Here is a 12,984-nt window from a genome sequence, read left to right on the forward strand (position 1 = left end):
GGGCGTGTGGCTGGCCGAGTCGTTCGTCCGGTTCGGTGACCCGGCCGCCCGGCTGGAGGCGATCCAGTCGCTCAACGGCGGGATGGGACTGCATTTCGTCCTGCCGCGTTACCTGGCGACGCTGAACGGACGGGAGTCGTGCCCGCCCACGACGGTGGACTGCGGCGCGGTCGGGTCCGCCACGGTCCTGTGGTGGGCCGGGGGCCTCGCGCTGGCGGGTGCGGGGTTGTGGGCGGCCAGGGGTGAGGCTCGCCGCGCCCTGCTGGTCTGCATCGGGACGGCCGCCGTCTTCGGTGGCGCCTATTTCGTGCTGACCGACCTGGCCGTGCCCCGCTACCTGCTTCCGGTTTTCGCCTTGATGTCCCTGCCGGCCGGTGTGGGGCTCACCGCGATCCTGCGCGGGGCGCGACGGTGGCGTGCGGGCTGGGTTCTGGCCGCCGGTGTGACAGCGGCGGTTCTCGTCCACGCGGGACTGCAGGCCGCCAGGGCCGGCCGTGTCGCGGATCGTGCCGAGGCGGCTCTGACCTGGCCCGAGGAGGCCGCCGGCGCCCTGGCCGTTCGCGGTGTCGGCGGGGACTGCGCCGTGCTCGGCAGGTTCGCGCCGCAGATCGCCTTCCTGCGCCGCTGCCAGGGCGCGGACATGCGCGACGGCCTCGGTGAACGCGACGCGTCCGCCGCACTCACCGCCGCCAACGTCGAAAGCCTGCAAAGCCGCGGGCTACGGGTGGCCCTGGTCATCGACGACCGCCCTGACCTACCCGGACACTGGCGCCCGGTCCCCGTAGCGGGCACTGGCCCACGCCTCTACCTCTCTCCAGTGCCCGGCCGCCCCTGATCCCCGCACCGGGATTCCCGCTACTCCAGGACGGCGCCCTTGGAGGCCGACTGGACGAGCTTTGTGTACTTCGCCAGGACGCCCCGCTTGTACGGGTGCGGTACCGGAGTCCAGGCCGGTGTTCGCCGGGCGGCGAGTTCGGTGGCGTCTACCAGGATGTCGAGTCGCTTGGCCTTCACGTCCAGGCGGATGCGGTCGCCGTCGTGCACGAACGCGATCGGGCCGCCGTCGACGGCCTCGGGGGCGATGTGGCCCGCGCACAGTCCCGTCGTCCCGCCGGAGAAGCGGCCGTCGGTGACCAGCAGGACGGTCCGGCCGAGGCCCGCGCCCTTGATCGCGCCCGTGATGGCGAGCATCTCGCGCATGCCCGGCCCGCCCTTCGGGCCCTCGTAGCGGATGACGACGACGTCCCCGGCCGTGATGGTGCCGTCCGCCAGCGCGTCGAGCGCCGCGCGCTCGCGCTCGAAGACGCGGGCCGTGCCCTCGAACACGTCCTCCTCGAAGCCGGCCGACTTCACGACGGCGCCTTCGGGGGCGAGCGACCCGTGCAGGATCGTGATCCCGCCCGTTGTGCGGATCGGGTCGCCGAGCGCCCGCACGATCTTCCCGTCCGGGTCGGGCGGGTCGAGGTCGGCGAGGTTCTCGGCCACGGTCCGCCCGGTGACGGTGAGCGCGTCGCCGTGCAGCAGCCCGGCGTCGAGCAGGGCCTTCATGACGACGGGGACGCCGCCGACGCGGTCGACGTCGTTCATGACGTACCGGCCGAAGGGCTTGAGGTCCCCGAGATGCGGCACGCGGCTCGCGACGCGGTCGAAGTCGGCGAGGGCGAGGTCGACCTCGGCCTCGTGCGCGATCGCCAGAAGGTGCAGCACCGCGTTGGTCGAGCCCCCGAACGCCATGACGACGGCGATCGCGTTCTCGAACGCCTCCCTGGTCATGACGTCCCGCGCGGTGACGCCCCGCCGCAGCAGGTCCACGACGGCCTCCCCCGACCGGCGCGCGAACGCGTCGCGGCGCCGGTCCGCGGACGGCGGCGCCGCCGACCCGGGCAGCGACATCCCCATCGCCTCGGCCGCGGACGCCATGGTGTTCGCCGTGTACATGCCCCCGCAGGCGCCCTCGCCCGGGCAGACCGCGCGCTCGATCCGGTCGACGTCCTCGCGGCTCATGAGTCCCCGCGCGCACGCGCCGACGGCCTCGAACGCGTCGATGATCGTGACGTCCTGCTCGGTGCCATCGGACAGCCTGACCCGGCCGGGCATGATCGAGCCCGCGTAGAGGAACACGCTCGCGAGGTCGAGCCGGGCGGCGGCCATGAGCATCCCGGGCAGCGACTTGTCGCAGCCCGCGAGCAGCACCGTCCCGTCGAAGCGTTCCGCCTGGACGACGGTCTCGACGGAGTCGGCGATGACGTCGCGGCTCACGAGGGAGAAATGCATCCCCTCGTGCCCCATCGAGATGCCGTCGGACACCGAGATGGTGCCGAACTGCAGCGGGTACCCGCCACCGGCGTGCACGCCCTCCTTGGCGCCCTGCGCGAGCCGGTCGAGCGACAGGTTGCACGGCGTGATCTCGTTCCACGAGTCGGCGATGCCGATCTGCGGCTTGCCGAAGTCCCCGTCGCCCATCCCGACGGCCCGCAGCATGCCGCGCGACGCCGCCGCCTCCAGCCCGTCCGTGACCTGGCGCGACCGCGGTTTGAGCTCGGCTCCGGGCTGTCCCGGCGATATGGCTGACATTCCCTGCCCCTACCCACGGAGCGCCACCTCGCCCCACTGCCGGACCGGCGGCTTCGGGGCCCGACGAGGGCGGTGTACTCGGCCGTCAATCCCGCTCGGCGAATCCCGCCGAGCAGAAGTCCCAGACCTCGTCGGCCGTGATCGGGTGCGCGTTCTCGTCGGCGGAGACGGCGCTGGACTGGGCGACGGACATGACGGTCTGCATCGTGAGGGCGGCCGCGCGGCGCGGCGTGGTCGCGGCACGCAGCCGGCCGGCCTCCGCGGCCTCCGTCATCAGCTCGGTGAGCCGCGCGAGCAGCGGGGTGTGCGCGACCCGCACCTCCGCCGGGTGCGAGACCAGCAGCTGGGGGGCGAACTCGGTGAACAGCGGGCGCCGGGCCGCCGGGTCCGGCCGGCAGAGCTCGAACAACACCTGCACGGCGACCTTCAGCCGCTCCAGCGGATCGGGCTCGCCGGACGCCGCGGTGCGGATCTGGTCGGCGGCCCGGCGCAGCGCGTCCTCGAACAGGGCGAGCAGCAGCTCGTGCTTGCCGTCGAAGTGCTGGTAGAAGCTGCGCAGCGACTGGCGGGACCGGTCGACGACCTCCTGCACGGTGAAGTCGGTGGTGCCCTTTTCCGTGATGGTCGCCTGCGCCGCGTCGAGGAACCGCTCGACCCGCTGCTCGGCGCGCAGCTTCGCGGCCTTCGTGGAACGCTCGACCGCGCGCTGCTTCCAGGCCGGTTCCTCGCTCGTCGAGCTCACTCCCTGTTCCGTTCCGTGCACCATGGGCGAGACTTTACTTCAGGGCACCGCGAATCCCCCTTCCGTGCGGTCATCGGTGGCCGATCGAGGATGCGACTCTTACTCTCCGGATCCGCGCGCTCCGGTCGCGGGGTGAAGCGGGCGGCGGCGAGGTCTCCACCGGGGCGTCCCCGGTCCCGCTGTGGCGGGCGGGTCGCGGGGGACGACAGACTTGGGTAGGTGGATCGGGTCTAGGAGGCTGTATGGGGTCGTCCCGGCGATTGCCTCGGCAGGTGTACGAGAGTGAGCTGCTCCGGCTCCAGGAGCAGTTGCTGATATTGCAGGAGTGGGTGCGCGAGGAGGGCGTGCGCATCGCCGTGGTGTTCGAGGGGCGGGACGCCGCCGGCAAGGGCAGCACCATCAAGCGCGTCACCGAGTACCTCAACCCCCGCGTCGCGCGCATCGTGGCGCTTCCGGTGCCGAGCGACCGGGAGCGGACCCAGTGGTACTTCCAGCGGTACATCCAGCACCTGCCCGCCGCCGGGGAGATCGTCCTGTTCGACCGGTCGTGGTACAACCGCGCGGGTGTCGAGCGGGTCATGGGGTTCTGCACGGGCAAGGAGTACCGGCGTTTCCTGCATCAGTGCCCCATATTCGAGCGGATGCTCGTCGAGGACGGCATCCTGCTGCGCAAGTACTGGTTCTCCGTCAGCGATGCCGAGCAGGAACGCCGATTCCGCAAGCGCCTCGAAGATCCGATGCGGAGGTGGAAACTGTCGCCGATGGACATGGAGTCCATCTCGCGCTGGGAGGATTACTCGCGCGCCAAGGACGAGATGTTCGTCCACACCGACATTCCCGAGGCGCCCTGGAACGTGGTCGACAGCGACGACAAGCGGCGCGCCCGCATCAACATGATCCATCACCTCCTGTCGAGCATTCCGTACCGCGAGGTGGAGCGTCCGGCGCTCCGGCTTCCAAAGCGCCCTCCGTCCAAGGGGTACGTGCGGCCTCCACGCGGCGAGCAGAACCACGTCCCGGATCACGCGGCGACCCTCGAACGCTGACGGGCAGGCGCCCGGACGCTCACACCCCTGCCGAAGGTCCCCTTGTTTCCGGACGGACGCCACTCGTGGAGACGGCCATGTGCGGGGAAGGCTGATGGTGACGGAACTTGGAGATGGGCCAGGAGGGACGAGCTATGAGCGCCGAGCCGGTCAGCGGGGTCGTCGTCGGCTATGACGGCTCCCAGGAAGCGATCCTTGCCCTGGACTGGGCCGCCGCCGCGGCCCGGACCCGGGGCCTGCCGCTCACCGTGATCCACGTGTGGGAGATCTACATCGGCAGCCCGGTGGCCATGCCGATGGTGGATCTGGGAGCGGTGGCACAGCAGACCCTCGACGGGGGAGTGGAGCACGTCCGCAAGGCGGCCCCCGACCTTGAGGTGCGGGGCGTTCTCGGGCGCGGGCAGGCGGCCGCCACGCTCATCGACGCGGGGAAGACCGCGGGCCTGATCGTGCTCGGGCCGCGGGGCATCGGGGGGTTCGTCGGGCTGGTGGTGGGATCGGTCAGCACCCAGGTTGTCGCGCACGCGTCCTGCCCGGTCGTGATCGTCCGGGGCGACTTCGAACCGCTGCCGGCGGAGGGGCCGGGACGTGTGGTGGTCGGCGTGGACGGTTCGCCCGCGTCCCGGGCCGCGCTGGCGGCGGCCTTCGCCGAGGCCCGGTTGCACGGGCTGTCCGTGCACGCCGTGGTGGCCTGGGAGTCGGTGCCGGTGGACGAGCTCCCGCCCCTGGCCGACGAGGCCGGCATGCGGCTGGCGGCCGAGACACGGCTGGCGCGCATGATGGACGCCTTGCGGAAGTCGCACCCCGGAGTGAACGTGCGCGCGGAGGTGGTCAGCGGGGCGCCGCGGGAGGTCCTGATGAAGGCCGCGGACGGCGCCCGCCTGCTCGTCGTCGGCTCGCGCGGACTGGGCGGCTTCCGCGGCCTGATGCTCGGGTCGGTCAGCCAGGCGCTGGTGCAGCACGCACCCTGCCCCGTCGCGGTCGTCCACGCACCGGACGAGGACACAGGCGACTAGGAGGAGATGCCCGGCTCTCTTGCGGGCCGCCGCAAGGGGACTCGTGCCGGCGGGTCGGTTCAGTCAGGTGCGCCCTGCGGCGCCTGGCTGCCCTGACCTCCCGTTTCGCTCACGGACCGAATAGGCTTCGGCGTCAATGTGATCATCCGTAGGCGGGCCGGAGCCGGCCGCGAGGAGTGAGCCATGAGTTCCACCCCGACCAGTGACGGCGGCCGGCTGGGGGAGCCCCTCACCCTGCCGTCGGGGCTGACCCTGCCGAACCGGCTGATGAAGTCCGCGCTGAGCGAGGGGCTCGCCGGGGCCGACGGGTCGCCCGGTACCCGTCTGGAGACCCTTTACCGCAGGTGGAGCACCGGCGGATACGGTCTGCTGGTCACCGGGAACGTCGCCGTCGACCTCCGGCACCTGAACGAGCCCGGCAACGTCGTCATCGAGGACGACCGCCATCTGGACGCGCTGGCCCGGTGGACCGGGAGCTACCGCGAGCACGGCGGGCCGATCTTCGCGCAGCTCAACCATCCCGGCCGCCAGGCCAACCGGCGCGCCGGGCGGAGCCGCCCGGTCGCGCCGAGCGCGATCGCGGCCCGTGTCCCCGGCGCCGCCAGGCCCCGCGCCCTCACCGACGAGGAGATCCGCGAGATCGTCGAGCGGTTCGGCGCCGCCGCCGCCGTCGCCGAGGCCGCCGGGTTCGACGGGGTGCAGATCCACGGCGCCCACGGCTATCTCGTCACCCAGTTCCTGTCGCCCATATCGAACCGGCGTGACGACGCGTGGGGCGGCGACCCCGAGCGCCGCCGGGCCTTCGTGCTGGAGGTCCTGCGCGCCGTCCGCGCCGGCGTGCGCCCCGGGTTCTCCGTGGGGATCAAGCTCAACTCCGCCGACTTCCAGCGCGGCGGATTCACCGAGGAGGAGTCCCGCGAGGTGGTCCGGGCCCTCGTCGCGGAGGGGATCGACCTCATCGAGATCAGCGGGGGATCCTACGAGGCCCCGGCGATGATGGGGGTGCTGGCCGAGTCCACCCGTGCGCGCGAAGCCTACTTCCTGGACTACGCCCGGACGGTCCGCGGGATCGCCGGCCGGACGCCGATCGCCGTCACCGGGGGGTTCCGCACCCGCGCCGCGATGGAGCGGGCCCTCGCCGACGGCGACTGCGACGTCGTCGGCATCGGGCGGCCCACCTGCCTCACCCCCGACGCGCCCAAGGCGCTCTTCGAGCGCGGCCGGGAACGGCTGGAGGTCCCCGCGATCGGGGTCGGCGCCCGCGGGGTGATCGGGCGCCTCACCGACATCCGCCCCCTGGACAGCGCGCTGAACGTGCAGTGGCACGCCGACCAGCTCCACCGGATGGCGGCGGGCCGGGACCCCGACCCCACCGTGCCGTGGTGGCGCACCCTCGGCTCGATGATCCGGCACGGTCCCGCCGCCCTGCGCCCCAAGCGGAGCTGACCGCCGGCCGGGACACGGCGGCCCGGTCAGCCGCCGATGCCGGTGAGGGCGATCATGAGGGGCAGGCCGAGAATGATCAGGAGGGCGCCGAAGACGTCGAAGCCGAAGCCGGAGCGGATCATGGTGGTGATGGGGACGACGCCGGAGCCGTAGGCGATCGCGTTCTGCGGGGTGGACACCGGGAGCATGAAGCCGAACGAGGCGGCGAAGGTGGCCGCCAGGGCGGGCACGAACGGGTCGACCTGCGCGGCCTGCGCGATCGGGATGATGATCGGCACGACCACGGCGGCGGACGCGGTGTTGCTGGTGGTCTCCGAGATCAGGATGGCCAGCACGGCGGCGAACGCGGTGATGAAGAACGTGCTGGTCAGGCCGAGGGCGTCGGACGCGGAGCCGCCGATGGTGCGGGCCAGGCCGGTGTCGGCGAGCAGGGAGCCGAAGATGATGCCCGTCCCGAAGAGCAGGATGGTGCCCCAGTCGATGCGCGCGGCGTCGCTCCAGTTCAGGGTGGTCTCGCGGCGGCCCCAGTCGGTGGGGAGGAGGAACAGCAGGGACGCGCCGAGCACCGCGACGATGCCCTCGTTCAACCGGCCGCTGACGGTCTCGTAGATCGACGAGTCGGTGCCGGCGGCCAGCGCGATGACGCCGGGGAAGATCCAGAGGACGACGGTGACGGCGAAGGCGACGAGGGTGGTCTTCTCCGCGCGGCTCATCCGGCCGAGGTCGGCGCGCTCGCGGGCCACGTACTCCTGGACGCCCTCGATCCGGCGGATCTCCGGCTTGTTGAGCAGCAGCAGGACGGCGACCAGCACCACCAGCATCACCGCGCACAGCGGCAGCGCGGTCAGCATCCACTGCGCGAAGGAGATCCGCTCGCCGGTGGCCTCCTCGATCAGCCCGCGCCCGATCAGGTTGGGCGGGCTGCCGACCGGGGTGAGCAGGCCGCCGACGGACGCGCCGTAGGCGAGCATCAGCACCAGCGCGGCGCCGACGCGCAGCCGGGCCGGGTCGAAGTCGGCGGCGACGAGGCCGCGGTCCTGCAGCATCTTGGCGATGACGGTGAGCAGCCCGAGCGCCGTGGGCAGCAGCATCGCCACGGTCGCGGTGTTGGACACGAACGCCGACAGCAGGCAGGTGACGAGGCCGAAGGTGGCGATCAGCCGGAAGGTGGACTCGCCGACGCCGGGCAGCGACAGGATGAAGAACGCGAACCGGCGCGCGACCCCGTGCTTCAGCATCGCCTGGGCGAGGATGAACGCCCCGATGAAGGTGAAGATCGTGGTGGAGCCGAACGGTTCGAGCGCGTCGTCGGCCGGGACCACGCCGAACAGGACGATCACGCCGACCCCGATCAGGCCGCCGATGGGGATCGGCACCGGCTCGGTCACCCACAGCACGATCACGCCGAGCAGGATCCCGGCCAGCGTCTGCTGGGACGGCGCCATGTCCAGCGGCAGCAGCAGGAAGACCGCGGTGACCAGCGGCGCCAGCCAGAACCCGGTGGTGCGGCGCGCCTTCTCGAAACGTTCCTCGGCGGGGGACAGGCGCTGCTCGCCGAGGCTGCGGTAGGTGGCCTGGCCCATCAGCGCCTTGGCGACGTCGGTGCGGGCGGGCGCCGCGGTGCCCGCGGACCCGGCGGCGGGATCGCGTGGCGGGGTCTCGTCCGATGTCATGGGAGCACTCCTCGGGAGCGGAACCCGGCGTTACGGCCGGGATCCTGGGGCGTTCCGGACAAGCGTTTCCGCATCAAATTGAAGATCGCCCTGGACGGCGAATCCAAGACGTGTCGGCTACTGGACTGAAAGGCTCCGCCTATAGGCGAGCGGAGGCGCGGGTGGACGTCCGGCAGCTGGAGTACTTCCTGGCCGTGGTGGACCACGGCGGCTTCAACCGGGCGGCGGGCGCGCTGTTCGTGGCGCAGCCGTCGCTGTCGCAGGCGATCCGCGGCCTGGAGAAGGACCTGGGGACGCCGCTGTTCCACCGCACCGGGCGGCGCGTCGTGCTGACCGAGGCGGGCCGGGCGCTGATCGGCCCGGCGCGGCAGGCGGTGCGCAGCCTGGAGGTGGCGCGGGAGAGCGTCACCGCGGCGCAGGGCCTGCGGACGGGACGCGTCGCCGTCGCCTCGATGCCGTCCCCCGCGATCGAGCCGCTCGGCGGCATGGTGCGGCGGTTCGCCGCGCGGTATCCAGGGGTGGAGGTGGTGCTGCGCGACGCGCCGGTGCCGGGCGCGGTCATCGACATGGTGCGGACCGGGGTCACCGAGCTGGGGCTGCTCTCGGCGTGGGACCCGCCCGCCGCGACCGAGGTCGACCTGTACCCGGTGGGGGAGCAGCGGCTCGTCCTGGTGGCGCCGCCGGACGGCCCGTTCGAGCCGGGCCCGCCGCTGCCGCGGGAGCGCCTCGCCGGGCACCGGCTGATCGCCGGGGAGCGCGGGACGGGCATGCGGCGGCTGGCCGACGAGATCCGGGCCGCCGGGGTGGACGTGCCGTTCGCGGTGGAGACCGACCACCGGGCGGCGATCCTCTCGCTGGTCCTGAAGGGGGTGGGCGTGGCGATCCTCGCGGAGGCGTGGCGCCCGCTGGCGCTGCGCGCGGGCGCGGTCGTCCGCGACCTCGACCCGCCCGCGTGCCTGCACCTCGCCCTGGCCGGCCGGAAGGGCTGGCTCAGCCCGATCGCCGAGGAGTTCCTGCGGATGGCCCTCTCCCGCGACCCGTAGATGGGCACGGCTTATCGACGCATTGGGGACGCGTCCGCCACCACCGGCGAACTCACCGACCACGTCATCACCGGACTGCGGCCCCCGAGCTGAGCGGCGGCGCGCTACCCGGCCGTTACCGATCGCTGCGCACAATGCGGTGGGAGGTACCCGGTGGTGACGGTGGACCGCGCGCACTACGCCCGCCTTCTGCGGCTCGCGTACCTGGTGCTGGACGACGGCGACGCCCCCCTCACCCGTGCCCGCCGCGCCGCCGCGCGTGCGGCCCGGGGGCGGCCGGGCGGTTATCCGGCCGGGCGGGCGCGGCTCGTCGCCGTCCTGCTGACCGAGCCGCCCGGCAGGCGGTACTCGCCGTACCGCATCCTCTTCGAGCCCGCGCCCGCACCGCGGGGGCCCGTCCGGGAGGCGCTGGCGGAGCTCGCGCCGCACGAGCGGCTCGCCTGCCTGCTGCGCCTCGACGGCCTCACCGTCCCCGAGGTCGCCGCCGAGCTGGGCCCGCACCGGCCCGTCGACTTCCGGGACGTGGAGCGGGCCACCGCCGCCCTGGACGCCCGGACCGGGCTGGACGCGGCGGCGCAGCGGGCCGAGATCGAGGCGTTCGAGCCCGACCTCGTCCGGCTCCGCCCGCCGGCCGTCCGGCCCGCGTGGCGCGCCGCCGTGGCGGTCGCGGTCGCGGTGGCGGTGCTGGCGGCCGCCGGGTCCGTCCTCACGCGGCCGGGGGAGGAGGCCGGTGGGCCCGCGGCGGTGGACGCGCGTGCCTGGCGGGAGACCCCCTCCCCCTCGATCAGCCAATGGCCGGCCCAGGGCGCGCTGCGGCACGACGCGGCACTGCTGCGCCGGGCCGCCGACGCGTGGCGGGCCCACCACCGCCATCCGCCGGCCGGCCGCGTCTTCCTCCTGTACGCCGGGACGGTGGACGGCGCGTCCCTCGTCGTGCTGCGCGACACCCCCGGCGCGCGGGACGCGCCGAGCGTCGCGCAGTACTTCGAGCGGCGCCTGTCGCGCGGCGTGGAGTCGGTCCGCAGGCTCCGGACCGGCGCGGGGCAGCTGATCATGCTCGGCATGACGTGGCGCTACCTCGTCCCGCCCTGGCTGCGGGACGTGCGGGCGGCGGTGCCGCAGGGGCGCTCCCCGGAGTGGATGCCGCTGGCGGTCCGGGACGGGCTGAGCGACCGGCTGCCGTGGAACTGGTTCACGCCGCGCTGCCAGAACCACGTGGTGTTCCGGATGACGTTCCGGCCGGCGGCGGGCGGGACGGCGCGGGCGGTCACGCAGCTCGCCTCGCACGACCCGTGGTCGGCGGCGCCGCGGGTGTGGTTCCCCCAGGGGCCGGAACCGGGGGAGCGGTTCCGCTGGGCGGCCCTGCACGCCGTCGCCTGCGAGGGGGCGGTGACACTGAGCGAGTCGGGCGATCTGCGGCTGGGCCGGCTCTGGAGCGGAGAGCTGCCCGACGGCGGCGGCCGGGCCACACTGCTGACGGTGGACGCGTCCTCCCCGTGGGCCACTCCCGGAACCGCGGTCCTGATCTCTGACGGCGGGCGGGTGCTGTCCGAGCGGGGCGAGACGAACAGCGACACCACCGCGTCCTCCGCGTCGGTGGCCGCCGCCCTGTGGTGGCGCTCGCCGAGGCGCTGGCACCTGCTGGCGGCGGGCGGGCCGCGCGTCACACGGCTGAGGACGGTCGGCGAGCTGGGCCCCCACGAGGGGGACCCGGACCGGCCGGGCGAGGCGCCCCTGCTGATGGTGCCGGGCCCGCGCACCGGCGGCCCGCCCCCGGAGAGGGCGCGCCTCCCGGTCGTCCACGTCGTCGCCTACGAGACCGACGGGGACCGCACGGTCATCAGCCCCTGGTGACCGGCGCCGGCCGGACGGACCCGCCGCGGCCGGCGCCCGTGCGGGTCAGAGCGGGTAGCGCGGGGGTTCGGCGCGCATGGTGATCCAGCGGGTCTCGGTGAACGCCTCGATGTTGGCCGCGGCGCCGCCGAAGCGGGAGCCGGTGCCGGAGGCCCGCACGCCGCCGAACGGGGCGTTGGCCTCGTCGTTGACGGTCTGGTCGTTGATGTGGACGATCCCCGTCGGGATCTGCTCGGCGACGGCCAGGCCGCGCATCACGTCCCGGGTCACGATGCCGAGCGACAGGCCGTAGTCGCTCGAGGCCGCCAGCTCCACCGCCTGGGAGACCGACGACACGCGCGTGACCGGGGCGACCGGGCCGAAGACCTCGTCGGCGAACGCGGGGGCGGTCAGCGGCGTGCCGGCCAGCACCGTGGGCCGGTAGAACAGCCGCTCGTAGGTCCCGCCGGCGGCCAGGCCCGCGCCCTGGTCGACGCTCGCGGTCACCATGCCGTGGATCTTGTCGCGCTGGCCGGCGTCGATGACGGGGCCGAGCGCGACCTGGTCCGCGGCCGGGTCGCCGACCGAGAGCGCGTCGGCCTTGGCGGCGAGGCGTTCCACGAAGTCGTCGTAGAGGCGGTCGGCGACCAGGTGGCGGCCGGCGGTCATGCAGATCTGGCCCTGGTGGAAGAACGATCCCCAGGTGGCCAGGTTGACCGCCGCGTCCACGTCGGCGTCGTCCAGCACCAGCAGCGCGGAGTTGCCGCCGAGCTCCAGGTGGGCGCGCTTGAGGTGGCGGCCGGCCAGCTCGCCGATCCGGCGGCCGACCGGGGTGGAGCCGGTGAAGGAGATGACCCGGACGTTCGGGTCGCTGATCAGCGCCTCGCCCACGTCCGCGCCGCCGGGCAGCATCTGCAGGACGCCCGGCGGCAGCCCGGCCTCCTCGAACACGCGGGCCATCAGGGTGCCGCCGGTCACCGCGGTGCGCGGGTCGGGCTTGAGGAGGACGGCGTTGCCGAGCGCGAGCGCCGGGGCCACCGAGCGGATGCCGAGGATGACGGGCACGTTGAACGGCGAGATCACCGCGACCACGCCGGCCGGCATGCGGCGCGCCATGGACAGCCGCGGCTCCTCCGAGGGGAGTATCTCGCCGATCGCCCGGGCGGGCAGCGAGGCGGCCTCGTAGCATTCCTCGGACGCCACGTGCAGCGCGAACCCGGCCATGCCGGGGACCGCCCCGACCTCGCGGACGTTCCAGCCGCTGATCTCCTCGGCGTGCCGCTGCCACAGCTCACCGGCCTTGCGCAGGACGGCGGCGCGGGCGGTGTGCGGCAGGGCGGCCCACTCCCGCTGCGCCTCGGCCGCGCCGGCGGCGGCCTCGGCGACGTCCTCGGCGGTGGCCTGGCCCATCCGGCCGAGCTCACCGCCGGTGGCGGGTTCGACCACGGCGTAGTCGCCGCCGCGTCCCGGCGTCCACGCGCCGTTCTTGAAGATCTTTCCCTGCCAGTCGACGCTGTCGAGCAGTCCCACGGCATCTCCCTGTCGTTTCGGTGGTTCCTAGGCGGTACCCGGGCCTGAGCCCTTGGCCCATCTCCTCATGAACCTCCGCCG

At 73.7% G+C, this 12,984-nt stretch carries 10 protein-coding genes; 6 read left to right on the plus strand and 4 right to left on the minus strand.

Features of this window, described 5'->3' with window-relative positions:
• On the plus strand, window positions 1–835 hold an 835-nt coding region (locus E1289_RS38065), incomplete at its 5' end, for a hypothetical protein (RefSeq protein WP_207928857.1).
• Between the two features lie 20 nt (window positions 836–855).
• On the opposite strand, the gene ilvD is transcribed toward E1289_RS38065, so the two are convergent.
• A complete protein-coding gene (gene ilvD, locus E1289_RS07980; RefSeq protein ID WP_131976889.1) occupies window positions 856–2,574 on the minus strand; it encodes a dihydroxy-acid dehydratase in 1,719 nt (572 codons plus the stop codon).
• 85 nt (window positions 2,575–2,659) lie between these two features.
• Window positions 2,660–3,340 (minus strand): TetR/AcrR family transcriptional regulator, encoded by a 681-nt coding sequence (locus tag E1289_RS07985; protein ID WP_131976891.1) that lies wholly within the window; start codon window positions 3,338–3,340, stop codon window positions 2,660–2,662.
• A 248-nt stretch (window positions 3,341–3,588) separates the two neighbouring features.
• Here E1289_RS07985 and ppk2 point away from each other — a divergent pair, with 248 nt between their 5' ends.
• The 3 genes from ppk2 (at window position 3,589) to E1289_RS08000 (ending at window position 6,824) form a co-directional block, all read left to right on the plus strand.
• Window positions 3,589–4,362: a polyphosphate kinase 2 gene (gene ppk2 / locus E1289_RS07990; RefSeq protein WP_243712686.1), complete on the plus strand. Its 774-nt coding sequence runs from the start codon at window positions 3,589–3,591 to the stop codon at window positions 4,360–4,362.
• Window positions 4,363–4,496: 134 nt separating this feature from the next.
• Complete coding sequence (locus E1289_RS07995; RefSeq protein WP_165970392.1) at window positions 4,497–5,378, plus strand: universal stress protein; 882 nt, start codon at window positions 4,497–4,499, stop codon at window positions 5,376–5,378.
• A 183-nt stretch (window positions 5,379–5,561) separates the two neighbouring features.
• On the plus strand, window positions 5,562–6,824 hold the full coding sequence (locus E1289_RS08000; protein WP_131976897.1) for an NADH:flavin oxidoreductase/NADH oxidase family protein: 1,263 nt from the start codon (window positions 5,562–5,564) through the stop codon (window positions 6,822–6,824).
• A 26-nt stretch (window positions 6,825–6,850) separates the two neighbouring features.
• Here the strand turns inward: E1289_RS08000 and E1289_RS08005 are convergent, their stop codons facing one another.
• Window positions 6,851–8,497, minus strand: a complete 1,647-nt coding sequence (locus E1289_RS08005) for a DASS family sodium-coupled anion symporter (protein ID WP_131976898.1) — start codon at window positions 8,495–8,497, stop codon at window positions 6,851–6,853.
• 161 nt (window positions 8,498–8,658) lie between these two features.
• On the opposite strand from E1289_RS08005, the gene E1289_RS08010 reads away from it, so the two are divergent.
• Entirely contained in the window at window positions 8,659–9,540 is an 882-nt protein-coding gene (locus E1289_RS08010) for a LysR family transcriptional regulator (RefSeq protein WP_131976900.1), read from the plus strand.
• A 153-nt stretch (window positions 9,541–9,693) separates the two neighbouring features.
• Window positions 9,694–11,394, plus strand: a complete 1,701-nt coding sequence (locus tag E1289_RS08015) for a sigma-70 family RNA polymerase sigma factor (protein ID WP_131976902.1) — start codon at window positions 9,694–9,696, stop codon at window positions 11,392–11,394.
• Window positions 11,395–11,439: 45 nt separating this feature from the next.
• Here the strand turns inward: E1289_RS08015 and E1289_RS08020 are convergent, their stop codons facing one another.
• Window positions 11,440–12,903: a benzaldehyde dehydrogenase gene (locus E1289_RS08020; RefSeq protein WP_131976904.1), complete on the minus strand. Its 1,464-nt coding sequence runs from the start codon at window positions 12,901–12,903 to the stop codon at window positions 11,440–11,442.
• Window positions 12,904–12,984 lie beyond the last annotated feature (81 nt).

It is taken from the genome of Actinomadura sp. 6K520 (assembly GCF_004349245.1).
Taxonomy (GTDB): Bacteria; Actinomycetota; Actinomycetes; order Streptosporangiales; family Streptosporangiaceae; genus Spirillospora.